This window comes from Embleya scabrispora, from assembly GCF_002024165.1.
In the GTDB taxonomy this organism is placed as follows: Bacteria; Actinomycetota; Actinomycetes; order Streptomycetales; family Streptomycetaceae; genus Embleya; species Embleya scabrispora_A.
In genome coordinates, this window is the sequence record NZ_MWQN01000001.1 from 6,934,969 (window position 1) to 6,956,894 (window position 21,926).

A 21,926-nucleotide genomic window follows, 5' to 3' on the forward strand; every position below is an offset into this window, starting at 1 on the left:
CCTCGCCTCCCGACGCCCACGCCATCACCACCGGCGCAGCCCTCGTCCCCCGGCATCACAGCCCCTGACAGCCCGTCCTCCGCGAGCTGTTCGGCGGATCCTGGTCGATGGCCTTCAGCAGGTTGCCGACCAGGGGGCTTCGGTCGTCTGTGCGCCAGGCGATGGCGACGCGGGTGTGGGGGGCGTCGGGGTCGATGGTGCGGAAGGTGACGCCCTGGAGGCGGATGCGGCGGATGCTTGCCGGGGCGAGGGACACGCCGAGGCCGGCTTCCACCAGGGCGCAGACGGTCTGCCATTCGACGGCGTGTTGGACGACGTGTGGGGTGAAGCCGGCGGTGGTGCACAGGTCGATGATGCGGTCGTGCAGGTGTGGGCCGACGTGGCGCGGCAGGAGTACGAAGGGCGAGTCGGCCAACTGGGCGACGCGCAGTGTTCGTCGGGTCGCGAGGGGATGGGTGCGGGGCAGTACCGCGACGAAGGGTTCGGTCAGTACGGTCCTGAAGCCGAGTCGGGGTTCGTCGTCGGTGGGCGGTTCGCGCATCAGGCCGATGTCGATGCTGCGGTCGTGGAGTGCGGCGAGTTGCGGTGTGGTGGTCATCTCCCGGATGTGCAGACGTACGTCGGGGAACCGCTCGTGGAAGGTGCGCAGCAGGCCCGGCAGTACGGTCGGGGCGAGGGAGGCGGCGAAGCCGATGCGCAGGTGGCCGACCCGTCCGCTGCCGGCGGCGCGCGCCGCCGCCAGGGCGTCCGCGAGGTGGGCCAGGATCCGGCGTGCGGCGGGCAGGAGTTCCCGGCCCGCGGGGGTGAGCGTCACGCGTCCCGGTTCGCGGCTGAACAGCGCGTGGCCGACCTTGTCTTCGAGGCGGCGGATCTGCTGGCTCAGCGGGGGCTGCGCGATGCCCAGGCGGGCGGCGGCACGGCCGAAGTGCAGTTCCTCGGCGAGCACGACGAAGGCGTGCAGCTGCGGCAGGGGAAGTTCGGGGCGTTCCATACGCGCAGGGATATCACACGACAACGAACGACGTATTGGACGTATCGACCACGCTCGCCTAACTTCGCCGCATGACAGAACGACGCGCGATCCTCGGCGGCTCGACGTTCGAGGAACACATCGGCTACGCCCGAGCCGTGGTGGACGGCGACTGGGTACACGTGTCCGGAACGACCGGCTTCGACTACACCACCATGACGATCCCCGACGACGTGGTGGAACAGGCACGACAATGCCTGCGCAACATCGAGACCGCCCTGACCGAGGCGCGGTGCGGCTTCGCCGACGTCGTGCGGGTGCGATACCTGCTGCCCGACCGGGCCGACTTCGAACCGTGTTGGCCGGTGCTGCGCCGGTGCTTCGGCCGGGTGCGACCGGCGGCCACGATGTTGGTGTGCGGGCTTGCCGATCCCCGGATGAGGATCGAGATCGAGGTGTACGCCCGGCGGGCGACCGCGTAGCGGGCCACCGGGCGCAACCGGCCACGCGCGAATCGAAAGCCGGGCCGAGGTCGGGGCACTGAGCGACGGCGTCCGTGTCCGATGAACGCACGGATCCAGGGCGGTCCGAGCGGATGTCTCGGGTAGGCGGGAAGGTCTCACGCCGACGGCGGAGCCATCGTCACTGCGGCACCCAATTCCTCGGACGTCTCGCAGAGTTGCCGCCCGGTGCGGATGCCGCTGACCTTGATCAGCACGATCTCGGCGATGGTGCGGTTGCGAGGATCGGGATACGACCGGTGCACCAACCGTACGGTGCAGGCGGCATCGGCGCCCGTTCCGATCTCGGGGCTCACGAAGGCCTGTCGCCCGCCCAGAATGCCCGGGCGGCCGGTGCTCGTGTTCGGGGGTTCGCTTCGATCGAACTGGATGTCGATGCCGCCTTTGCCCGCGGTACTGCGCCAGCGGCAACGCCAGTTGCCGAAACCGGGCTCCGGCGCCGAGGCCTCGATACCGGGTACCCGGCCCAGTGCACCGGGACCCAACAGTCGGCAGGCGTCCTGCCGGGCCAACGACTCGGGGGAGGGCGGTGCGGATCGCGGGGGAGTGCCGTGGTCGCGCAGCAGGCGCGCGGCGCGTTCGGTCGTGAGGTCGGTGATCCGACACACATCGGGCGACCGGTCACCATAGCCCTGCGACGCGATCGTGACCCGGATCCGGTCGGGCAGTCGCAGCAGGCGACGACACGAACCGTCGCCGTCCGCCCGCGTGGCGACCGCGGTGTCGTCGACTCGGTCGCCGGGCGCCGGCGACGCCGAATCCCTTGGGCCGAGACCGAGTACGAGCCGCACACCGGCGACCTTGTCACCCCCGGCATCACGCACCAGCAGGTCGCACCGGTCGAAGTTGCCGAAGGCCGGCTCGACCGAGGTCGCCCCGAAACCGGACAGGGCCGTCGGGTCCAGCAGGGCACACGGATCCACCGCACGGACGTCGGTCAGGGCCGGCGTCGCAGGCGCCGCGTTCGGTGACGCCGGCGGCGACCCGGAGGCGCCCGCGCTCTCTTGCCGAGGTTCGTCCTCGAGCCGGGGCGCGACCACCAGCGCCGCCGTCACGACCGTTGCGACCACCACGGCCGCGACGGCGAGGTGCTTGCGCCCGACCCACCATCGCCGATCCACTCCGTCGGCTCGTCCGCTCGCGTCGTGGGAGCCGGTGGGGACAGGCGCGGACAGAGGCGGCAACGATACGACCATCGGCGGGCATCCGACCGATACCTCCACGGACACGTTCCGTGCTTGGGCGGAATCGTCCCGCCAGGCGGGCGTCGCGGGTGGGGAGGCGCCCGCGAGCCGCTCCGCGACGTGTGTCGCGTCGGGGCGGAGTGTGGGTTCGACCGACAGGAGTTCGGTGAGGATTCGGGTCAGCGGTCCGGCTCGGGTCGGCGGATCGATCAACCCTTCGACGGCGCGCTCGACGAAAGTGATCGGATCCTCGGTCGCGCCGTAGGGCGAGCATCCCTCGATCGCGGCGAAGAGCGTGGCCCCGAGCGAGAACATGTCCGAGGCCCGGCCCGCGCGCCCGGCCCGTACGACCTCCGGGGCGAGATAACGCGGCTTGCCCTGCGCCACGCCCGGGCCCACCCCGGTGCCGCCGGCTCCCAGCGCGCGCGAGATGCCGAAGTCGGCCAGCTTGGCCACCCACTCGCCGGTGACCAGGATGTTCTCCGGGGTCACATCGCCGTGCACCACACCGTGCCGGTGCACCACCTGCAATGCCCGCGCCACCTGGTGCCCGATCCACATGGCCTGCTCGGGGACGAACAGGCCCTGCTCACGTATGATTTGCGCGAGGCTGCGGGAAGGCACGTACTCCATCACCAGCCACCAGGTGTCGTCCTCGACCAGGGTGTCGTACACGTTCACGATGTGTGCGCTGCTGAATCGCGCGGCGATCCGCGCCTCCTCTCTGAGACGATCGGCGCTGCCCACGTCGTTCAAGCGCGCGCACTTGATCGCCACCGGTCGGTGCAACTCGGTGTCCTTGGCCAACCACACCAAGCCCATTCCGCCCGAACCGATCTGCGTCGACAACTCGTAGCGACCGGCGCCCACGTGCCCGTTGTGCACCATGACCAGACCCCCTACCCTGTGCGATCCCACGGGCACGCAGAGTATGCCGAATGTGTGTCATCAGGGTCGGATTCCGGCCATTCTCAACTATCCGGATGACGCGAACACCCGACGGGCGCGGGAAATCGCGAGCACGGCTGCGAGGTGCGATCCGGGCCAGGTACGGGGGAGTTCGGCCGGCGGTCGAAGCGCCGGCGCAGGCGCCCGGCTGCAACGCGTCGACGCCGGGCGCGCGGGGCGCCGGAGACCGGGCCGTGGTCGCGCGGCGAACTCGGTGGTCGGGATCCGTTCCACCGCCGCGCAGCAGCGGCTCCGCCTCGGGCGCGCCCACGCGGCCGGCGCGGCGCGTACGGTCGCCAGGCACCGGTCCCATTCCGGGCCGGGGTATCGGGGCTGTGCCGGTCCTACTGCTGGTCGTCCTGGAGGGCTTCGAGCATTTGCTCGTCGATGGCCCTGATTTGGTCGCGGTAGGGGTGGAGGGTGGCTTCGATGTCCTTGAGCTGCCAGTTCTCGTCCACGTCCGCGTCTGTGATCACCAGTTCCAGGTGGGTGTCCAGGGCGCGCATGTGCAGGCCCTGCAGGACGGACAGGAGTTGGGCGACTCCCTTGTTCCCGCCGCGGGTGCCGTAGCCGGCGACCGCGGCCGGCTTGTCGTGCCATTCCCGGTACAGGAAGTCCAGGGCGTTCTTCAGGACGGCGGGGTAGCCCCAGTTGTACTGCGGGAAGACGAACACGAAGCCGCTGTAGGAGCCGACGGTGCGGCTCCACCGGCGGGTGTGCTCGTGCTCGTACTGCTGGAGCGCGGCCTTCAGCGGTTCGTCGAGCAGGGGAAGGTCGACGTCGGCGAGGTCGAGCAGTTCGTAGGTCAGGGGGCTGTCCCGCTGGAGGGCCGTGCGGATCCATTCGGCGATGCCGGGGCAGATCCGGGTCGGGCGGGTGCTGCCGACCACGACGGCGACGCGATCGCCCGCCCGCCGCGTCGCCTGGGCGTTCGGGGTCTGGGCGTCGTCCATGTGAGACCTCCTTGCGGTGTGCTCGGGTGCCGCCGGATGACCCTGTCGGCCGTGCCCGTGGTCTTCGGCGGCTCCCGGATCCGCCGCGGTTCGCCACGAGCGTGACGGATGACGGCGGCCACGAATCCTTCACCGGCTGTCCCCGGCGCGGGGCAAGCGTGCCACATGTCTGGGCTCGTCCCGAATCGGTGCCTCGCCCCGTGCCTCACGGTTCAGCGGACAACCGGCACCGAACACCGATCCCGACGCCGCATGGGTGTGTCGGTGTGGTTCGGCGGTCCGACCCGAAGCAGCCGACCGGGGGTCGGGTCGTCGCTGCGGCGAGCAGGAGGACGATCGCCACGCCTGTTGCCCAGGTGTGGCGGATCGACCGCAGAGCCTTCGAGTTGCGGAGTCTGCCTCGTAGAGCGTGGATCACCATGCCGTCCTTTCGATCGGATACCCGGTGCCCGGTGCCCGGTGCCCGGTGCCCGGTGGCCGGTGGCCGGTGGCCCGGGCGCGGGGGAGGGGGTGTGGTCGGCGGTCGGGAGTCCGTGCCCGAAGTCGCCCGAGCCGGCCGAGGCCCGCCGGGAGAATCCCGGCGGGCCTCGGTTGTTCCCCGGCGGCACGCCCCGTCGTCGCCTCCGGGCGGCCTCGAACGTGTCATACGGGGTTCAGTGGATTACACGTCCTTGATGGCGGAACACGAGATTCCCCACGTGCCTTCCTCACACACCTGCATGCCATACGTCGAGTTCCGCACATTCGCGTTGCCGCAACCCGCCTTCGACCCGTTGCCGTCCCCCACCTTCTGCACGCTCGGGAAGTCCTCGGGGTTGAAGAACTTGGCGAACACCCCGTTGCCGTCCCGCTCCATGTCGCACACCTCGACCCAGCGGCCCCAGGGGTGCGTGGCCGTTTCGATCGAGGCGTAGTTGTCCCCCAGGTACTTCCGGAGATTCTGGGCGTTTGCCGGCCCCGACCCGACGAAGACGAGGGCGCCCGCGGCGGCCGCCGCGCAGACGGTCATCCCGATCCTGTTGCGTGCCATGTGTGTTCCTTCCCGTAGTGGTTGTCGACCGTTGGGTGTCGGCGTCCACGTGCGTACCGTCGCGGCCGGGAACGACGTGTACCTCGCGCCCCCGTCGGCTCGACGCCGCCACCGCGACCGGCGAGTCATCGGCCGGCCGGCTCCCGTGCCCACAAACCCCGACGTGATGCCGGTCACGCCCCAGCCTGCGCCGTGGACGAAGCCGACCGGTACTGCACAGTCATAGGTTCCGCAACCGAAGCCGACCTGCTACGGGCCCGACCACCTTCCCTGCCCGCGACCCCGTCCGCGATCGACGTGGTTCAGCGCGCCGGGCGGGGCGCGCCCAGTTCGCGGGAGATGCTGCGGGCGGCGGTTTGGACGGCGAGGCCCAGTTGGTGGGGGTGGGCCGTGTGGTGGGGGACGAGTACTCCGAGGGCGGCGGCCGGGGTGTCGTCCCGGCCGAAGACGGGGGCGGCGACGGAGACGATGGTCTCGGACGCGTCCTGGCGGCGGAAGACCGTCAGGCGCCGGCGGCGGATCTCGGCGAGGGTGCGGCGCAGGTCCTGCGGGTGGATGGGGTCGTTGCCGGGTTCGGTGTACAGGGGGCGGGCGAGCATGTCCTCCTGGACGTCGGAGGGGGCGAAGGCCAGCAGTGTCAGGCCGACGCCGGTGGAGTGCAGGGGGAGGTGGTCGCCGGTGTGGTAGTCGACGGGTGCGGCATGGGGGGCGGAGAGGCGTTCGACGAGCATCGCGGACGGGCCGTCGCGGACGGCCAGTTGCACGTGTTGTCGGGTGACCTCGGCGAGGTCGTGCATGAACGGCAGGGCGACCTGGCGCAGCCCGTGGCCGCGCGGGGCGAGTGTGGCGACTTGGAGGAGTCGCAGGCCGATGGAGTATCGCAGGGCGCTGTCGCGTTCGAGGGCGCCCCACGCGGTCAGTCGGTTCGCCAGACGCAGGACGGAACTGGCGGGCATCGCGGTGCGGCGGCTCAGTTCGCTGAGGCTGAGTGTGCGGTGGTCGGTGTCGAAGGCGGCGAGGAGCGAGAGCGCGCGGTCGACCACGGGCTCGCCGTGTGCGGGACGCCGGCCGCGGCGGGGCGGCGGGTCGTCCTCGGGAGGCGGGAGGTCCCCGGGGTTCGCGGTGGTCGGCATCGTCGGGCACGGTATCGCGGTCGCCGCACTACTCCTGTCCCGGCCCGGGCGCGGCTCGCCCGGGGGCATCCGGGAGCGAGCGCAGGAATGCGACCGTGCGCCGCACGATGCCCGCCACGTCGGCCACGCGGGCCCACATGTGGCCCGCCCCCGGAACGAGGTCGAGTTCCACCCGTCGAGCCCCCGCATCACGCAGCGCCTTCGCCAGCCGGATGCTCTGCGCGGGCGGCACCATGCGGTCGGCCGCACCGTGCATGAGCAGGACCGGCGGGGCGTCCGCGTGGGCATACGCCGTCGGGGCGGCGGATCGGGCCAGTTCGGGGACGTCCGACGGCGGAGCGCCGAGCATTCGCGCCTCGCGCGAGTCGGGACCGGTGTCCGCCGGCGCGCCGATCGCGGCGAGGTCCGCGGGCAGGCCCAGGAGGTCGGTGGGCGGATACCAGGCGACCACCCCCGCGACATCGAGACCGGGCCGCCCGCCCGCGCCGCCTCGTCCGCCTCCCGCGTCCGCCCCGTCCTCCGCGCCCGCGCCGAGCGCGGCGAGGAGGGCGAGGTGCGCGCCGGCGGACTCGCCCCACAGGTACACCGGCACGCCGGGCGGCCCGTGTTCGCACACCCACGCGACGGCGGCCCGTACGTCGTGCAGCGGCGCGGGAAACCGGGCCTCCCCGCTCAGCGCGTAGTCCGCGGCGGCGACCGCGAAGCCGAGTCCGGCCAGTTCCTCGTAGAACGCGAGGCCGCCGAGCGCGGGCAGCGGTTCGCGGCGTGAGCCGCGCCGCCATCCACCGCCGTGCAGATACACGATCGTGGCCGAGGGCTCCGGCGGCAGGTACAGGTCCAGTTCGGGCGCGCGGCGGCCCGCCGGCTGCCGGTAGGCCACCGTGCGTACGGTGGGCGCCGTCACCGTGCCCCGCCCGGCAGCGATTCGGTGATCTTGTGGAATCGGCCGCCTTGCATGATCGCGAGGAAGTTGCCCGGGTCCTGCATGAGGGCGATGTCCTCGGTCGGGTCGCCGCGAACCACGAGGATGTCGGCGTGGTGGCCCGGGGTGAGCCGACCGACCGGCATGTCCATGAGCAGGCCACCGTAGAAGGTCGCCGCGCGAAGGGCCTCCGCCGGCGTGTGCTCGAACAAGGAGACGAAAAGCTCCAGGTCGCGTGCGTTGCGGCCGATCGGGTTGTTGGGGAAGCCATAGTCGCCGCCCGGGAGTACGCGCAGTCCGCGCTTGCGCAGCTCCGGGTAGAGCCTGGTCATCGAGTCGAGCGATGCGACCGAGCCCATGGTGGCTGCCGTGGCCTCGTCGATCCCGAACTCCGCGCCCTCATGCACGTTTGCCCACATGATGCCGACGGCGGGCGAGAGGAAAACGGAGTCCTTGTGGGCCTCCAGGAGATCGATGGCATCGGCGTCGGCGTACGAGCAGTGGTAGATCGAGCGGAATCCGTTGCGGACCGCGAGCTTGATCGAATCGGGGGACTGGGCATGGCAGTTGAGCCACACGCCCGACTCGCGGGCCTCGGCGCCCGCGGCGGCGGCCTCGTCAGGACTGTACTGGGTGACCATCGAGCCGCCGGCGAGGAAGACATCGTCATTGCTGAGCAGGAACTTCACGCTGTCGAAGCCGAGTCGGGCCTGTTCGCGGACGAACTCGCGCACCGCGTTCGGGCCGGTGGCCTGTGGCGCCGGGCCGGAAGGCCCCATCCGCACCGGGTTGTTGTCCCGCTCGAAGGAGGCCGCGCGCAGACGCGGACCGGGCACTTCCCCGGCCGCGATGCGGTCGCGCAGGCGTACCTCGATGGGAACCGGCGTCAGCGAACCGGCCGAGTAGGCACTCGTGAAGCCGTGGTCGAGCAGGATGCGCGCATTGCGTTCGGCGATCGCCAAGTGCTCGTCGGGCGACGGCATGTGCCGGAAAAAGCCGACGTCCATCGGCGGATTGAAGGACGGGTCGAGATGCCCGACCGCGGAGGGGAAGGTGAGGTGTGCGTGCGACTCGATCATGCCGGGCATGACCGTGGCGCCGCGGCAGTCCACGACGCGGTCGTCCGGCCGCGGCTCGCCGCCGGTGCCCGCGCGAACGCTTTCGATACGGTCGCCGCGCACCACGACCTCGCCCGGTACGCTCGGCGCGCCGGACCCGTCGAACACGAGGCCGCCGACGAACCGCACGCGGCCGTTGATCGCGCTGTCATCCATGGCAGTTGCCTTCCCGAGACGCGTCAGGTGTCGTTCGTCAGGTGGTACCGGTCCGGGTGTGCCGCTCCGGCTGTGCCGTGCGGTGGTACTCGCCCGGTGCCGCCGTGTTTGGCAGGCGTGCCCGGGATCAGGCGCCGACCATGTTGTAGCCGCCGTCGGCGATGAGAAAACCGCCGGTGACGTGGGCGGCGTCCTCGGTGGCGAGGAAGAGCGCGGCGCCGGCGAGTTCCGCGGGGCCGGGGATGCGCCCCAGCGGCGTGTTCGCCCGCAACGTCTCGCCGCGGCCGGACTGCCAGTCCCGGCGGCCGAGCGTCGCCTCGGTCTCGATGAACCCGGGCGCGAAGACGTTGACACGCACGGTCGGGGCGAAAGCGTGGGCGTACGACTTGGTGAGACCGATGACGCCGTACTTCGCGGCGGCGTACTGCGGTGCCCGGGCACTGCCGCGCACGACCACCGTCGAGCCGATGTTGACGATGGCCCCGCCGCCCTGGGCGAGAAGACGTGCGCCGAACTCGTGGGTGCACAACATGGTGCCCTTGACGTCCACGGCGAGGACGTGGTCGATCGACTCCTCGGTGATGTCCCGCCACGACATCTGCTCGCGGGCGACGTCGCCGACGTTGTTGACGACCGCGTCCACGTGACCGAAGTGGTCCCAGACCTCGTCGGCCATGCGCTTGATGTGGTCCCACTCGGCGATGTCGGCCGCGACGAGGAACGCCTTGCGCCCGGCCTCCTCGATGCGGGCCGCCGTCCGCTCCGCGCCCGCGCGCGAACTGCGGTAGTGCACGGCGACATCGGCGCCCTCACGGGCCGCGCGTACGGCGATCTCCGCGCCGAAGCCGGTGCCGGCGCCGGTGACCAGAACGGTCTTTCCGTCGAAGCGCTGGGGAACAGCCACGATTTCTCCTCGGGAGCGTGCAGTGGTACGGACGGCGGGTCGGGGGCGGGCAGTCAAACGAGGGTGCGTCCGCCGTCGACGTACAGGACGTGGCCGGTGACGAAGGAGGCCTGGGCGGAGCACAGGAAGACGATCGGGCCGACCAGGTCCTCGACGGTCCCGAGACGCCCCGCCGGGACGAGGGCGGTCAGGGACTCGCGTACGCCGTCCCGGTCCAGGTGCCCCCGGGTCAGACCGGTCTCGGTGTAGCCGGGGGCGACCGCGTTCACCGTGACCCCCGAGGCCGCCCACTCGCGCGCCATGACTCGGCACAACTGGTTGACGCCTCCCTTGGTGGCCGCATACGGCGCGTGGTCCGCGTGGGCGAGCAGCCCGGACACCGAGGAGAGGTAGACGATGCGGCCGTGGCCCGCCTCGACCATCAGCGCCCCGGCGGCCTTGCCGGTCCAGAACGCGCTGTCGAGGTTGATCCGGACGACGTCGCGCCAGAGCTCGTCGGGCGTCTCCAGCACGGGACGGCGGTCGTTGACGCCGACGGCGTGCACGAAGACGTCGAGTCCGCCCAGGAGCGACGCCGCCTCGCCGACGCAGGAACGGCAGCCCTCCGGCGACGTGAGGTCCGCGGCGAGCGGACTGATTCCGGGGACGTCGGCCGCCAGGGACTCGAGCCGGTCCTCGTCGACATCGGCGACGACCACGCGGGCGCCGGCCCGGGCGAGGCCGGCGGGGACGGCCGCGCCGATCCCCCCGGCGCCCGCCACCAGCGCCTTGCGACCCCGCAGGCCCAGCCAGTCCGTCACCACAACACCTCGCTGTCGTCGACCGTCGCCGGCCGTGTCCACCGGTCCATCTCCGCCGGTCGTCCCTTGCCGGTTCTTCCCCGGTCCGTCCTCACCGGTCCATGCCGACCGGTGCCGTCCGCCGGGCTCACCGGCGATGCCGACGCTAGGTCCGCCCGTGGGCGGCCGGAACCGCGGTTTTCATTGAATGGCAGAACGGTTACGGGAGCCCGCCCGGATCGGGTGTGCTGGGCGCATGAGCAGATTGCCGCTTTTCCACCCGGACGCGTTGGACGCGTCACAGCGCGAGCTGTACGACGCCATCACCAACGGCCCGCGCGCCGCCGAACCGCCGTGGTTCGCCCTGACCGACGAGGCGGGCCGCCTTGCGGGCCCTTTCAACGCCATGCTTGTCGCGCCACCGCTCGGCACGGCACTGCAGGGGCTCGGCGCCGCGATCCGGTACGCCACGACGCTGAGCCCGCGCGTGCGCGAACTCGCGATCCTCGCGGTCGCGGCCCACTGGGACTGTGCGTTCGAGCGGCATGCGCACGAACCCATCGCGCGGGCCCACGGCATCACCGAAGAGCAACTGGGCAGCCTGCGCTCCCGGTTCGTACCCGAACTGGACGACGCGGGCGAACACGCGGCCCTGCGGCTGGTGTTCGCCCTGCTGCGGGACGGGGACGCCGACGACGACACGTATACGGACGCCGCGTCGACCCTCGGCGACCGCATGGTCTTCGAACTGACCACGCTGGTCGGCTACTACGCGACGCTCGCGCTCCAACTGCGCGCCTTCCGCATCGCCGCCCCCGCAGAGGATGGACCCGCATGAAGCTCGTGACCTTCGACACCGCGCCCGACGCGACGGCGGCCGCCGCCCTCGGCAGGGGACTGGTCGGATACCTGGCCGACGACGTCGTGGTGGAACTGGACACCGCCACGACACGCGAATTCTTCGAGCGCGGCGGGCTGGTGCCGGAGACCGGGCGTCGCCACCGGCAGGCCGACGTGCGGCTGCGCGCGCCGATCGTCCCGAAGAAGTTCTTCCACACGGCCGGCAACTTCCGCGAGCACCACGACGATCTCGTCCGCGTGAACTGGTCCCATCCGGTCAACAAGGGCATCGTGTTCTTCCAGAACGTCGACGCGATCGTGGGACCCGACGAATCGATCGTGTACCCGGAGCACCTGACGAAAGAACTCGACTACGAGCTCGAACTCGCCGTCGTCATCGGCAAGTCCGGCAAGTTCTTCTCCGCCGACCAGGCCGCCGAGCACATCGCGGGCTATCTGGTGTTCAACGACATCACCGCGCGCGACATCCAGCGCCGCGAGATGGAGTCGGGCGTGTTCTCGTTCTCGAAGGCGATCGACACCTTCTGCCCGATCGGGCCGTACATCGTCACCGCGGACGAGATCGACGACCCGCACGACCTCGACATGGAACTGCGCGTCAACGGCCAGGTGCGGCAGAAGTCCAACACCGGGCGGATGCAGGTGTCGATCCAGCAGCTTGTCGCGTACCACTCGCCGCAGATCTACAGCCCGGGCGACATCATCACCACCGGCACCATCGCGGGTGTCGCGGCCGGAACGGACGACCCGTTCGCCAATTACCTCAAACCCGGCGACGTGGTGGAGGCCGAGATCGAACACCTCGGCGTGCTGCGGAACCCGGTGGTGTCCTGGCGCGACGCGTACGGCGTCGAGCCCCCGTCCGCCGACCAGTGGCGGTGGTGACGCCGTGCGCCTTGCCACCCTCACCGACCGCGCGGTCCTCCTGGTGGACGGCGGCGCGGTCGACATCGCCGCGGCGAGTTCCGACCGGTTCGGACCGGACCCGATGGAGTTGCTCGCCGACTGGCAGGCGTTCGTACGCTGGGCCGCGACGGCGCGGCTGCCCGCCCCCGCCCCCTTCGACCCCGCTGTCCTGGGCGCGCCGTCCCCGCGGCCGCGCCAGGTCTTCGCCGTGGCGCTGAACTATCCGCCACACGCGGCCGAGGCCGGCTACCGGCCGCCCACCGAGCCCTTGGTGTTCACCAAGTACCCGACCTGCGTCACCGGGCCCGAGACCACCGTGGAACTGCCGGGTGACCGGGTGGACTGGGAAGTCGAACTCGTCGCCGTGATCGGGATCGGCGGGCATCGCATCGCCGCCGCCGACGCCTGGCGCCACATCGCGGGGCTGAGCGTGGGCCAGGACCTGTCCGAGCGCCGCCTGCAAATGCTCGGCACTCCACCACAGTTCTCGCTCGCGAAGTCCTACCCGGGCTTCGGCCCGACCGGCCCCGCGCTGGTCACCCCCGACGAGTTCGCCGATCCGGACGACCTGGAGATCACCGGCCTCGTGAACGGCACCGTCGTCCAGCACGCCCGCACCAAGGACATGGTCTTCCCACTCGCCGACCTGGTCGCGTGGATCTCGGCGGTCTGCCCGCTGCTTCCCGGCGACCTCGTCTTCACCGGGACGCCGGCCGGAGTGGGCAACCGCATGACACCGCCGCGCTACCTCACCCCTGACGACGAACTCGTAAGCCGGATCGAAGGAATCGGCACCCTGCGCACACACTTCCGGGCCCGGCGGACGGGCCACCGGGGTGCCACCGACCCGATCGGTCTCCACGGCAACCGACGACCGGGCCCCCGAGGCTCTCACCCGGCCGAACGCGGGCAACTGCCCTGACAGGGAGACCCCCGCATCGCGGCAGGAAATCGAGGCCGCGACGCGGAGCGTGGGCAGGAAACGGGGCATCGGGATGGCTGTTCTTCTTCCGGTCCTGAGCGTGACCAAGTGGTCGGAGCGGCGCGGACGCGGAGACGGAGTCGTCTCAGGAATGGGGGTGCTGCTCGAAGGAGAGCGACAGGACGGACACGATCACGACGCTGCTCCCGGCCGGCCGGGGCGCGTTCACGACGGCCTGGGCGTCCATTGGCCTGGTCGTGCTGTCGGTGGAGCGCACGTCGGCCGGCCGCAACAGGGAGGAGAAGTAGGGCGACCGGCCCGTGTCCCAGAACCGGGCGCTCAGGCTCAAGCGGGGCGGCAGGGTCGCGTCGATCGTGCAGTCCGGTTCGTGGTCGGCGGGAATGGAGGGCGCGGCGGTGGCCGGCGCGGGCGCGGGACACGGGGGCGTGGTCGCGGCGTGCGGACCTTTTCGGTACCAGTGGCCGGTGTTCAGCGCGTCGGCGAGCCCCGTCGCATGCCCTTCTCGAGGGCCGTCAAGCACGTACGCCCGCACGACTTCGCGTTCGCAGCGGACGTTGCTCCACTTCCCGCCCCCGGAGCCGAAGAACGGCGACGTGCGCAATTCGCTGCCGCACACGTCCGACACCGCCTCGGCACGGCGCTCGGCACGAGCGCCCCAGGTCTGCTCCAGCGTCGTGTACACGGCCTCGACGTCGCCCACCGCCGCCTGCCGGGCGGCACGGACCTCGGGAGCGCGCGCCACCTTGTCGACGTCGGGCGCATGCGGAGTCCGCTGACCCTGCGCGAACGAATACAGACCCCACGCGGCGAGGCCGAGCAACAGCAGCAGGACCGACAGCACCGCACCCAGGAACCACCTGATCACGCGCATCGCCGTGGAGGCCATGGCCCCATGATGGATTAACGCCCGTGCCCGCGGGGAGGCGAGGCTCGGATCCTTCGCGGCGCTCGCCCGGTCGCAGTCGCGGTCACTGGGTGTGCCCGGCGCGGGAGGAAGCGGGCCCGGACGAAGGGGCGTCGATCCGGGGGATCACCGGCGGTGTACCTATATCGGCGTCCGGTACCAGCGTCGGTGCACGTACGGCTCCACGAGGAGGATTCCGCTGCCGGCGGTCGCCGCGACGGCCGCGCCGGCGGGCGTCGCCCACCCGGCGGCGACGACACCGCCTACGACCAACAGTGGTCGCACCATGGTCAGCGGGCCGAGCCCGGCGAGGATGGCGAAGGTGGCGAGGCGGAACGAGCCCGCGAGGTAGCAGAGCATCGACACCGCGACGATCCCGGCGTAGGGCAGCAGGACGGCGAGCATCCGCCATGCCGCCGCGTCGAGTTCGGCGTACCGGGTGCCGCGGTCGTCGGCCGCGCCGAGCACGACCAGGGCGACGGCGGCGCTCGTGGCGAGCACGAACACCCCCGGGAGCACGCCGCGTCGGGCCGCTCGCAGGTCGGCGGCACGGCGGCGGATCCGGCCGTTGCGGCCGCTCGAGGCCCGGAAACCGGCCAGGGCGGCGTCGATCATGCCGAGGGCCGCCAGCAGCACCACACTCACCCGGCCGCCCCCCGGAGCCTGCGGGCGTCCTTGCCGAGAGCGGCGCGCAGCGGAGCGAGGATGTCGGGGCGCACGCCGAGTACCGGGCGCAGCGTGGTGCACAGGGGGTTGCTGGCTCCTGTGGGTTCGTGGATCAGCGGTACGAGGGGATGCGCGGCGTGGGCGGCGTGCAGCAGGGTCGTGTCGTCGTGGGCGCGCCGGGCGGAGGCGGCGCCGTCGTGGCGGCCGAGGGGGTCGCGCATACGGGCGTGGTGGAAGAGCCAGGCGCCGAACGGGGCGATGCGGGTGGTGGCGATGTCGTAGTGGCAGAAGGCGACGGTGCCGGGGCTCGCCTGGGCGGCGAAGAAGGCGTGGAGGTCGGGGCCGCGGAGGTGATGCAGGAGACCGGTGGAAATGTAGACCGTCGCCGTACGAGCCGCCGCGGCTTCCGGAGCGGTGGTCGCCGTGGTGTCGAGCCGGAAGGCGTTCGCGCGCACGAACCGGCAGGGGAGTCCTTCGTCGTCGGCGAGCCGGGTCGCCTCGGCGACCAGTGCGGCGTGCAGGTCGGCACCCACCAACTCCACGCCGGGACCGAGCACGTCGTGGGCGGCGAGCCAACGCACGACATGGCCGAGGCCGCAGCCGATGTCGACGACGCGGATACGATCGGGCGCGTCCCGGGTGGAGCGGACCGCGGCGAGCAGCGGCCGCAACAGGTGGGCGAGCCGTTCGGGAATGCGCAGTTCCTCGCTCAGGCGCTGGAGTTCGGTGTGCACGGCGACAAGGCGGCGGTCGACGTACGCCGGATCGAGCACACCCCCGTCGAGCACCGGCAACCGCGCGGCGATCCGTGCCCCCTGAAACTGACGCGCGGCGCGCAGCGTCGCGACCACGTCGGCGCGGGCGACCGGTACCCGCTCGAGCGAGTCGGGGCAGTGGTCGACGATCAGGTCGGAGACTTCGAGACGGGACACCGGAGCACCATACGCCGCAGGCTCCCGCACCGGTCGGTGGTTCGTCGTGGGCGTTGCTCGCGGTCGTACTCGGGCGCAGGCGGAACGGCACCGCCGACGCGCCCGCGGCGGAAATCCGGCCCGGCGGGGCGGGTACCGGCATTGCCGATGGGGAGTTCTCGCGGTGACAGGTGATGCCGTCGATCGTTTTCCGTCCGACCGTGCTCTGCGACCGATCGTCACGATCCGGAAGCGCTCCAGGGAGCACGCACGCCTGCTCGCCCCCGGCTCCGACATCCCCCCGCCTGGCTCGACCACACCCGCGATCACACGCCCGTGCCGCAGGCGGGGACCGAGGCGTCGACCCCACGCCGGAGGCGGGGCGGATCCACTCGATCGACGCCGATTCCGGCCTGGCCGTTCTCGACGCCGGGGTGGATCCGGATCAACTGACGCGTGCCGCACTGCCGTTCGGGCTGTGGGTGCCCACGCTGCCTGGCACCCGACGGATGACCGTCGGCGGGGCGATCGGCTCCGACATCCACGGCAGGAACCACCACACCGCGGGCAGCTTCGGCAATCGGTTGACCGGCGACGGTGAGATCCGCACCCTCACCCCGACGGCCCGGAATCCGAGTCGTTCTGGTGCACGGGGGGCGGCATGGGGCCGACCGGGATCGTGCTGCGCGCCGCGATCCAGATGACCAAGACCGAGACCGCGTATTTCGTGACGGATCACGACCGGACACAATCGCTGGAGGAGACGGTCGCGTTCTTCTCCGACGGCTCCGATGCCGAATACGACTACTCCGCCGCGTGGTTCGACGTCATGTCCAAAGGCGCTCGACTCGGCCGCGCGGTCATCGGACGGGCCTCGTTGGCGAAGCCGGACGAGTTGCCGCGGAAGCTGCGCGCGGACCCGCTGGAGTTCGATGCCCCGCAACTGATGACGGCGCCCGACGTCTTCCCCGGCGGGGTGGCGATGAACAGGCTCTCGTTCCTCGCCCTCGGCGAGTTCGCGCCTACGTCGCGAAGAGGTTCCCGCAATACCGGTTCATCGTCCCCTTCGGCGAGGAGGCGGAATTCTGCGACCTGGTCCGACACATCGCGCGTTCCGGACGATACTCCGCCCTCAACGTCATCAAACGTTTCGGCGCCGGCAACCGCGCGCCGATGTCGTTCCCGGCTCCGGGCCGTCGCGTACTCGGTGATATCTGTCGGTAGGGATCTCTACACTCCACGTGATGAGATCCGATCCGCCTCATCCCATCCCGCGCACCCCCTTTCCGGCGTGCAGCCGTAGTGACGGAGCAAGCACGAGATCGCCCGTCGAAACCGCAGACCACCGGTCGTCGGAGATGCCCCGATGAGCGCCGAGGAAAGCGCGGCGTCGACGAACCGGCACGTCGAGTCCGGTACGCGTGGCGTCCTGAACGTCGTCGGCGTTCACCTGTACGCGGAGGATTCCCGGGGCCGGGTCCTGCTCGGGTTGCGGCATCCCGATTCGCTGTACGCGCCCTCGACCCACCACTTCCTGGCCGGGCACTGCGAACAGGAGTCCGCCGTCGCGTGCCTGGTGCGCGAGGCCCGCGAGGAGGCCGGACTGGTGATCCACCCCGACGACGTCGAGTTCGCCCACGCCGTCCACCTCCTGGACGCGCCGGGAACGTGCCCGCGCATGCAGATGATCTTCCGCGCCCGCCGGTGGACCGGCACGCCCGAGGTCCGCGAACCCGACAAGTGTCTCGGCTGGGGATGGTGGCACCCCCACGACCTGCCGGAACCGACCGTCCCCTACACCCGCACCGCGATCGATGCCATCCAAGCCGGCCGCCTCTACAGCGAGTTCGGCTGGACCTGACACCGAACACGCGCCCCGTCCGCCCGGAGAGGCCCCCATGAGCCAGTACCCGCCACTCGGCCCCGCGACCGTTCGTCCGCCACCCGGTGACCGAACCGCCGCAGCGCCGACAACCCACTCACCGACGACCACCCGAAGCGCGCAGACAAGGCCGCCGCCCCCTCGGCCAGGCAGGCCGCCTCGCCCCGCACCCACTTGACGCATCGGGCAACTGCCCGCCCAGGAGCGTGAATTGAGCCCGCCGGACCGGCACACGGAGCCCGTGGACGTCCACCTGATCCTGCGCCGCGACGCCGCCGCCGGGCCACAGGTGCTGCTGTCACGCCGAGCCGGCACCGTGTACGCCGCCGGGCTGTGGCATCTGCCTTCGGGGCACCTGGACGGCCCGCACGAGGACGTCGTCGACGCGCTCGTCCGCGAGACGGCCGAGGAGACCGGCGTGCGCGTCGACCCGTCCGACGTCCGCGCCGCCGTCACAGTCCACCATCGCAGCCCGGGCGGCGGCGCCCGGGTCGGATTCTTCCTCCAGGTCCGCCACTGGCGCGGCACACCGCAGGTCATGGAACCGGCCGTGTGCGACGCGATGGACTGGTACCGGCTCGACGCATTGCCGGTGCCGATGGTGGCCTACTGCCGGGCCGGGCTCGACGCCTACCGGTCCGGCGCCCGGCTCGCCGTGCACTTCCAACAACCCGACGACCCGATCGCCTACGACCCCACGCGCGACCGGCTGCGCACGGTCCCCGCCGTCGGCGACGCCGACTCGTGACCGGGTGATGGTCAGCACTCCGGCACCGGCGTGTTGCCGGAGCACCGCGGGCAAATCCTCGGCCGATGGACGAAGGCCGAGTCGACCCGACCCGCCCGTGCGCTATCCGATCCCGGAGGTATCCGGACTGACACCGCCCGCGGCAACACGCCCATGAGCCAGGCCAAAGCCAGAGAAGGGCTCCCGAGCCGCCAGATGCCGGACGAGACAGCCCTTGGCAAGGGCCTGCCTCCGGATCATGAAATGTGATCGCGGCAGTCCTTGGTGTTCCGCTACGGTCCGGGCATGTTCGTTGTCACAGTGACCTACACGGCACCGCTGGATGAGGTGAATCAGTGGAGACCGGCCCACGGCGACTGGCTGAAGCAGCTCATATCCCGGCAATTGCTTCTGGTGGCCGGGCGTCAGGTGCCTCTGGTCGGTGGTGTCTACCTCGCCCCCCGGATGCCCGCCGAAGCACTTGACCGCCTTCTCGCCACCGATCCGTATGTCCTCAACGGTGTCGCCACGCACAGCGTCGTGGAGTTCACCCCGTTGCTGGTCGCGGCCGGTTTGGAGGACCTCAAGTCCCAGGAGCAAGCAAAATTCTCCGGGCTATGAGCGGAGCCGGATGAGGAGCGCGGCTCCGGTCACGGTGCCGACGTAGACGTGCTTCAACTTCCCGACGGCTCCACCGTGTTGTGCTCCTGGTATGGGGACTCAGGGCGCCCGACGAGCGGCGGCGGCACCTTGATCGCGCCGTCCAGGTCGTCGGTGCCGCGCCCGGTTGCCGGGCCGGCCGTGGCGTACGCCTCGTTCGGGTTTGCCAGTACGCGGCCCCGCAGACGTCAGCGGCGGAGTCGAAACCCGCGTACATGGTCTCGTAGTCCTTGAGACCGCGACCGCGTCGGGCCACGAAGCGTTCCTGTTGCGGCCGGTCGGCGGGTGCGCGCGAGGCACCGGCTCGATCCATGTCCCGGGTGTGGTGGGCGAGTTGTCCCGGCCCGCGCAGGCCACCGGAGCGGTGCGCCGCGCTGGAGGAAGTCCCTGCACCACCGCGTTCCTGCCGGAGAGCCTGGTCGACGAAAGCCACGGAAGGCGCTACAGCCGCCCGCGTGGTTCGGTGGTCGTCGGACCGACGGCCCACGTTCCCGGCAGGCGTCGAGGGGCGGGCCGGCGAACCCCGTGTGCGCCGGCCCGTCTCGTGTCAGCCCGCGGGTGTGTCCTGGAGCCGGTACAGCTCCGGGACGGAGATCTTGATCGGCTCTTGCGTGGTTCGGGCGATCACGACGACCACCGGCTCGTTCGGGTCGGGGTTCTCCTCGCGGTGGGGGACGAACGGGGGGACGTGGAGGAAGTCGCCCGGGCCCGCTTCGATGCGTACCTCCTTGGTGCCGTCGTGGTAGAAGTACAGGGGATGGCCGCTGACCACATAGACCCCCGCTTCCGAGTCGCCGTGGTGGTGGTTGTCCGTCGCGCTCGACGGTGGGTTCACCACCAGGCCCATCCAGAGCTTCCTCGAGCCGACCGTGCCACCGCTGATGACGGCCGCGGGCCCCTCGGCCCCACCGGCCCGGATGTGGCGGAGTCGGTCTCCCACGGGTGTCGCGCGGTCGTCGCCTCGTGCGTTCTCTACGTCTACCAGGTCGCTCATCGTTAACCTCCCGATGGTCCGTCACGGCCGGTTCGGCCGCGCCCCAGACTGCGCCCGTCTCGATCAAGATGGCAAACATCTTTGCTGTTTCCGCAACACTCCCGAGCCGCAATCGGCGTGTCCGCCCTCTCACCGAGTCGGCTGTCATGCGGTGATCCGAGGCATGAAATCGCGTCCCCGGTAGCGCTTCGGGGGTCATCGTCCGCGTCCGCGCGAGTCGATCGCTTCGACTCCGTCCGCGGTGACCGGCGGCCACTATCCCGGAGACCTACCGTGACCCGACGCCATTCACTTCGACCGTCAGACGAGGACCTCGGCCGCCTTGGTCATCGACCCGCCCGCGTCACCGGTGTTGATCGTTCCCGCTGGTTCGAACAACAGGATCGCCGTCTCCTCGTCCGCCGCGGTGCAGTGCTCGACCCTGCGGGGAACCACGAACAACTCGCCCGGCTCCAGCACCACGTCGGCACCCCTGAGCCGGATGGTCAGCCGTCCGCTGACGACCAGAATCAGTTCATCGGTGTCCTCGTGGGTGTGCCAGACGAATTCCCCCTTCAGCTTGGCCACCTTGACCTCATAGTCGTTGAGCACCGCCACTGTCTTCTGCGACCACAGGTCGCTGAACCGGGACAGCCTGTCGGCAAGATTCACAGGAACAACGGACTCGGACATGAGACGCTCCTCGAAACCGGACCTCCGGAAGCGATTCCGCAGCGCCCCCGATCGGTGTGACCAGCCTGCCGCGCTCCGACCGCGCCGGTCTTGTACGTTCCTGGCATGCGCGCAGATCGACCCCGCACGTCCGTCAGCGCCTGGAGGCCCCAAGTCGCGGAGTCCCGACTCTCGTTCATCCGGAACGGCTCCACACCCGCCTCGACGGGACGGGCTCCAGCCCCGCACGCCGTGACGCGAGGCGAACCGGCTCGCCGCCGCACTGCGAGAACTACTGGACTCACGGATACGCCCCGATGACGCCGGGTCGCAAGTGGTGCGTGGGGAAGTCCCCATCGCGTCGCGGCCGTGCCCGCTGGGATGTTGATCTCACGGGACGTGTGGTGCGAGGGAGGAAGCGACATGGCAGGACTCGGATGGGGTGTCGTACCGTGCGCGCTGGCGGCTGTGCTGCTGTTGGCGGGGTGTGCCGGGGACGACGACGAGCGGGGCAAGGGCGACTCGCCGGTCGCGAACCAGCGTGGCGACGACACTCCGGCCCAGGTGTTCAACTTCCCCGACGGCTTCGGGAACCTCGCCACCAAGTGCGTCGGCCACGGATTCCGCGCCTACGTGACCACGAACGCGAGCGGCCCCTCCAACGTGCAGGTCGTCCCGGACGCGGCGTGCGCGGGGTGAAGGCGACGCGACGGACGAGCGCGCCGCGACGATCGCACACGATGCGATGGGCGCCGATCGTGTCGGTGTTCCTGGTCCTCGGCGCCGTCGCCGGGTGTTCCCAGGAGTACTACGACGAGCGCGGCAAGGCGGACGCCCCGGTGTTCGGTGACCGCGGCGAGGACAGCCCTGCGGAAGTGTTCGACTTCCCCGACGGTTTCGGCAACCTCGCCACCAAATGCGTCGGGCCCGGCAAGCGTGCCTACACCACGACCAAGGGCTCGGTGTCGATCGACGAGGACGTGGTGATCATCCCCGCGAACGCGGTGCTCGTAGACGACCCGACCTGCCCGAAACACTGACCCGCCACCGACCCGGCGTGCGCCCGCAGGGCGTCGTTGCGGGCCCGGACTCCCTCCCGGTCCCGGACGATACGACGACGTCCGTGGTGTCGGACAGCGGCGGCGGGCCGGCGATTCGATCCGGCCGGCGTCGATGCCGGCCGCCCGGGGACGCGGGGTTCTT

At 71.0% G+C, this 21,926-nt stretch carries 25 protein-coding genes; 11 read left to right on the top strand and 14 right to left on the bottom strand.

Annotated features, from left to right (window positions below; translation table 11 throughout):
- Nucleotides 1-55 precede the first annotated feature (55 nt).
- Nucleotides 56-991 (bottom strand): LysR family transcriptional regulator, encoded by a 936-nt coding sequence (locus tag B4N89_RS30430; protein ID WP_078978957.1) that lies wholly within the window; start codon nucleotides 989-991, stop codon nucleotides 56-58.
- Nucleotides 992-1,062: 71 nt separating this feature from the next.
- On the opposite strand from B4N89_RS30430, the gene B4N89_RS30435 reads away from it, so the two are divergent.
- Nucleotides 1,063-1,452, top strand: coding sequence for a RidA family protein (locus tag B4N89_RS30435; RefSeq protein WP_078978958.1), 390 nt, complete (start codon nucleotides 1,063-1,065; stop codon nucleotides 1,450-1,452).
- Between the two features lie 137 nt (nucleotides 1,453-1,589).
- On the opposite strand, the gene B4N89_RS30440 is transcribed toward B4N89_RS30435, so the two are convergent.
- From B4N89_RS30440 to B4N89_RS30475, 8 genes are all read right to left on the bottom strand, one after another.
- Nucleotides 1,590-3,593 (bottom strand): serine/threonine-protein kinase, encoded by a 2,004-nt coding sequence (locus B4N89_RS30440; RefSeq protein ID WP_143658136.1) that lies wholly within the window; start codon nucleotides 3,591-3,593, stop codon nucleotides 1,590-1,592.
- Between the two features lie 374 nt (nucleotides 3,594-3,967).
- Complete coding sequence (locus tag B4N89_RS30445; RefSeq protein WP_078978960.1) at nucleotides 3,968-4,576, bottom strand: NADPH-dependent FMN reductase; 609 nt, start codon at nucleotides 4,574-4,576, stop codon at nucleotides 3,968-3,970.
- Nucleotides 4,577-5,237: 661 nt separating this feature from the next.
- Nucleotides 5,238-5,606 carry a hypothetical protein gene (locus tag B4N89_RS30450; protein WP_078978961.1) on the bottom strand — a complete coding sequence of 123 codons (369 nt, stop codon included), beginning with the start codon at nucleotides 5,604-5,606 and terminating at the stop codon, nucleotides 5,238-5,240.
- Nucleotides 5,607-5,908: 302 nt separating this feature from the next.
- Complete coding sequence (locus B4N89_RS30455; protein ID WP_078978962.1) at nucleotides 5,909-6,739, bottom strand: IclR family transcriptional regulator; 831 nt, start codon at nucleotides 6,737-6,739, stop codon at nucleotides 5,909-5,911.
- A 28-nt stretch (nucleotides 6,740-6,767) separates the two neighbouring features.
- Nucleotides 6,768-7,643: an alpha/beta hydrolase gene (locus tag B4N89_RS30460; RefSeq protein ID WP_161500866.1), complete on the bottom strand. Its 876-nt coding sequence runs from the start codon at nucleotides 7,641-7,643 to the stop codon at nucleotides 6,768-6,770.
- Nucleotides 7,640-8,935 carry an amidohydrolase family protein gene (locus B4N89_RS30465; protein WP_078978964.1) on the bottom strand — a complete coding sequence of 432 codons (1,296 nt, stop codon included), beginning with the start codon at nucleotides 8,933-8,935 and terminating at the stop codon, nucleotides 7,640-7,642. The genes B4N89_RS30460 and B4N89_RS30465 overlap by 4 nt, the downstream gene beginning before the upstream one ends.
- A gap of 127 nt (nucleotides 8,936-9,062) precedes the next feature.
- Nucleotides 9,063-9,839 (bottom strand): SDR family NAD(P)-dependent oxidoreductase, encoded by a 777-nt coding sequence (locus B4N89_RS30470; protein ID WP_078978965.1) that lies wholly within the window; start codon nucleotides 9,837-9,839, stop codon nucleotides 9,063-9,065.
- Nucleotides 9,840-9,892: 53 nt separating this feature from the next.
- Nucleotides 9,893-10,639: an SDR family NAD(P)-dependent oxidoreductase gene (locus tag B4N89_RS30475; protein WP_235618862.1), complete on the bottom strand. Its 747-nt coding sequence runs from the start codon at nucleotides 10,637-10,639 to the stop codon at nucleotides 9,893-9,895.
- A gap of 235 nt (nucleotides 10,640-10,874) precedes the next feature.
- Here B4N89_RS30475 and B4N89_RS30480 point away from each other — a divergent pair, with 235 nt between their 5' ends.
- The 3 genes from B4N89_RS30480 to B4N89_RS30490 are packed head-to-tail and all read left to right on the top strand — an operon-like array spanning nucleotide 10,875 to nucleotide 13,307.
- A complete protein-coding gene (locus B4N89_RS30480; protein WP_078978966.1) occupies nucleotides 10,875-11,456 on the top strand; it encodes a carboxymuconolactone decarboxylase family protein in 582 nt (193 codons plus the stop codon).
- Nucleotides 11,453-12,364 carry a fumarylacetoacetate hydrolase family protein gene (locus B4N89_RS30485; RefSeq protein WP_078978967.1) on the top strand — a complete coding sequence of 304 codons (912 nt, stop codon included), beginning with the start codon at nucleotides 11,453-11,455 and terminating at the stop codon, nucleotides 12,362-12,364. The genes B4N89_RS30480 and B4N89_RS30485 overlap by 4 nt, the downstream gene beginning before the upstream one ends.
- Nucleotides 12,365-12,368: 4 nt before the next feature.
- On the top strand, nucleotides 12,369-13,307 hold the full coding sequence (locus B4N89_RS30490) for a fumarylacetoacetate hydrolase family protein (protein ID WP_078978968.1): 939 nt from the start codon (nucleotides 12,369-12,371) through the stop codon (nucleotides 13,305-13,307).
- A gap of 145 nt (nucleotides 13,308-13,452) precedes the next feature.
- Here B4N89_RS30490 and B4N89_RS30495 read toward each other — a convergent pair whose 3' ends face one another.
- The 3 genes from B4N89_RS30495 to B4N89_RS30505 form a co-directional block, all read right to left on the bottom strand.
- On the bottom strand, nucleotides 13,453-14,214 hold the full coding sequence (locus tag B4N89_RS30495) for a hypothetical protein (protein WP_078978969.1): 762 nt from the start codon (nucleotides 14,212-14,214) through the stop codon (nucleotides 13,453-13,455).
- A gap of 159 nt (nucleotides 14,215-14,373) precedes the next feature.
- Nucleotides 14,374-14,877: a hypothetical protein gene (locus B4N89_RS30500; RefSeq protein WP_078978970.1), complete on the bottom strand. Its 504-nt coding sequence runs from the start codon at nucleotides 14,875-14,877 to the stop codon at nucleotides 14,374-14,376.
- Nucleotides 14,874-15,830 (bottom strand): class I SAM-dependent methyltransferase, encoded by a 957-nt coding sequence (locus tag B4N89_RS30505; protein ID WP_078978971.1) that lies wholly within the window; start codon nucleotides 15,828-15,830, stop codon nucleotides 14,874-14,876. The genes B4N89_RS30500 and B4N89_RS30505 overlap by 4 nt, the downstream gene beginning before the upstream one ends.
- 173 nt (nucleotides 15,831-16,003) lie before the next feature.
- Between B4N89_RS30505 and B4N89_RS53425 the strand changes: the two genes are divergently transcribed.
- From B4N89_RS53425 to B4N89_RS30525, 5 genes are all read left to right on the top strand, one after another.
- Nucleotides 16,004-16,513, top strand: coding sequence for an FAD-binding protein (locus B4N89_RS53425; RefSeq protein ID WP_414646402.1), 510 nt, complete (start codon nucleotides 16,004-16,006; stop codon nucleotides 16,511-16,513).
- Nucleotides 16,471-17,112, top strand: a complete 642-nt coding sequence (locus B4N89_RS30510; protein WP_321170718.1) for a hypothetical protein — start codon at nucleotides 16,471-16,473, stop codon at nucleotides 17,110-17,112. The genes B4N89_RS53425 and B4N89_RS30510 overlap by 43 nt, the downstream gene beginning before the upstream one ends.
- A gap of 63 nt (nucleotides 17,113-17,175) precedes the next feature.
- Nucleotides 17,176-17,670: an NUDIX hydrolase gene (locus tag B4N89_RS30515; RefSeq protein ID WP_078978972.1), complete on the top strand. Its 495-nt coding sequence runs from the start codon at nucleotides 17,176-17,178 to the stop codon at nucleotides 17,668-17,670.
- A gap of 232 nt (nucleotides 17,671-17,902) precedes the next feature.
- Nucleotides 17,903-18,439, top strand: a complete 537-nt coding sequence (locus B4N89_RS30520; RefSeq protein ID WP_078978973.1) for an NUDIX hydrolase — start codon at nucleotides 17,903-17,905, stop codon at nucleotides 18,437-18,439.
- Between the two features lie 285 nt (nucleotides 18,440-18,724).
- A complete protein-coding gene (locus tag B4N89_RS30525) occupies nucleotides 18,725-19,039 on the top strand; it encodes a YciI family protein (RefSeq protein WP_078978974.1) in 315 nt (104 codons plus the stop codon).
- 586 nt (nucleotides 19,040-19,625) lie between these two features.
- On the opposite strand, the gene B4N89_RS30530 is transcribed toward B4N89_RS30525, so the two are convergent.
- Together B4N89_RS30530 and B4N89_RS30535 are read right to left on the bottom strand one after the other, a co-directional pair.
- Entirely contained in the window at nucleotides 19,626-20,072 is a 447-nt protein-coding gene (locus B4N89_RS30530) for a cupin domain-containing protein (protein ID WP_078978975.1), read from the bottom strand.
- Between the two features lie 300 nt (nucleotides 20,073-20,372).
- Nucleotides 20,373-20,744 carry a cupin domain-containing protein gene (locus B4N89_RS30535; RefSeq protein WP_078978976.1) on the bottom strand — a complete coding sequence of 124 codons (372 nt, stop codon included), beginning with the start codon at nucleotides 20,742-20,744 and terminating at the stop codon, nucleotides 20,373-20,375.
- A gap of 402 nt (nucleotides 20,745-21,146) precedes the next feature.
- Between B4N89_RS30535 and B4N89_RS30540 the strand changes: the two genes are divergently transcribed.
- Both B4N89_RS30540 and B4N89_RS30545 read left to right on the top strand, forming a co-directional pair.
- A complete protein-coding gene (locus B4N89_RS30540) occupies nucleotides 21,147-21,422 on the top strand; it encodes a hypothetical protein (protein ID WP_078978977.1) in 276 nt (91 codons plus the stop codon).
- A gap of 41 nt (nucleotides 21,423-21,463) precedes the next feature.
- A complete protein-coding gene (locus tag B4N89_RS30545) occupies nucleotides 21,464-21,763 on the top strand; it encodes a hypothetical protein (protein ID WP_078979755.1) in 300 nt (99 codons plus the stop codon).
- The last annotated feature ends 163 nt before the right edge of the window (nucleotides 21,764-21,926 follow it).

What these genes read in the sequence shown, in the direction of transcription:
- B4N89_RS30510 (WP_321170718.1), top strand. Translation starts at nt 16,471, where the DNA reads ATGGGGCCGACCGGGATCGTGCTGCGCGCCGCGATCCAGATGACCAAG.
- B4N89_RS30435 (WP_078978958.1), top strand. Translation starts at nt 1,063, where the DNA reads ATGACAGAACGACGCGCGATCCTCGGCGGCTCGACGTTCGAGGAACAC.
- B4N89_RS30525 (WP_078978974.1), top strand. Translation starts at nt 18,725, where the DNA reads ATGTTCGTTGTCACAGTGACCTACACGGCACCGCTGGATGAGGTGAAT.
- B4N89_RS30430 (WP_078978957.1), bottom strand. Translation starts at nt 991, where the DNA reads ATGGAACGCCCCGAACTTCCCCTGCCGCAGCTGCACGCCTTCGTCGTG.
- B4N89_RS30530 (WP_078978975.1), bottom strand. Translation starts at nt 20,072, where the DNA reads ATGAGCGACCTGGTAGACGTAGAGAACGCACGAGGCGACGACCGCGCG.
- B4N89_RS53425 (WP_414646402.1), top strand. Translation starts at nt 16,004, where the DNA reads ATGCCGTCGATCGTTTTCCGTCCGACCGTGCTCTGCGACCGATCGTCA.
- B4N89_RS30455 (WP_078978962.1), bottom strand. Translation starts at nt 6,739, where the DNA reads ATGCCGACCACCGCGAACCCCGGGGACCTCCCGCCTCCCGAGGACGAC.
- B4N89_RS30495 (WP_078978969.1), bottom strand. Translation starts at nt 14,214, where the DNA reads ATGGCCTCCACGGCGATGCGCGTGATCAGGTGGTTCCTGGGTGCGGTG.
- B4N89_RS30535 (WP_078978976.1), bottom strand. Translation starts at nt 20,744, where the DNA reads ATGTCCGAGTCCGTTGTTCCTGTGAATCTTGCCGACAGGCTGTCCCGG.
- B4N89_RS30545 (WP_078979755.1), top strand. Translation starts at nt 21,464, where the DNA reads ATGCGATGGGCGCCGATCGTGTCGGTGTTCCTGGTCCTCGGCGCCGTC.
- B4N89_RS30465 (WP_078978964.1), bottom strand. Translation starts at nt 8,935, where the DNA reads ATGGATGACAGCGCGATCAACGGCCGCGTGCGGTTCGTCGGCGGCCTC.
- B4N89_RS30450 (WP_078978961.1), bottom strand. Translation starts at nt 5,606, where the DNA reads ATGGCACGCAACAGGATCGGGATGACCGTCTGCGCGGCGGCCGCCGCG.
- B4N89_RS30480 (WP_078978966.1), top strand. Translation starts at nt 10,875, where the DNA reads ATGAGCAGATTGCCGCTTTTCCACCCGGACGCGTTGGACGCGTCACAG.
- B4N89_RS30540 (WP_078978977.1), top strand. Translation starts at nt 21,147, where the DNA reads ATGGCAGGACTCGGATGGGGTGTCGTACCGTGCGCGCTGGCGGCTGTG.
- B4N89_RS30515 (WP_078978972.1), top strand. Translation starts at nt 17,176, where the DNA reads ATGAGCGCCGAGGAAAGCGCGGCGTCGACGAACCGGCACGTCGAGTCC.
- B4N89_RS30485 (WP_078978967.1), top strand. Translation starts at nt 11,453, where the DNA reads ATGAAGCTCGTGACCTTCGACACCGCGCCCGACGCGACGGCGGCCGCC.
- B4N89_RS30445 (WP_078978960.1), bottom strand. Translation starts at nt 4,576, where the DNA reads ATGGACGACGCCCAGACCCCGAACGCCCAGGCGACGCGGCGGGCGGGC.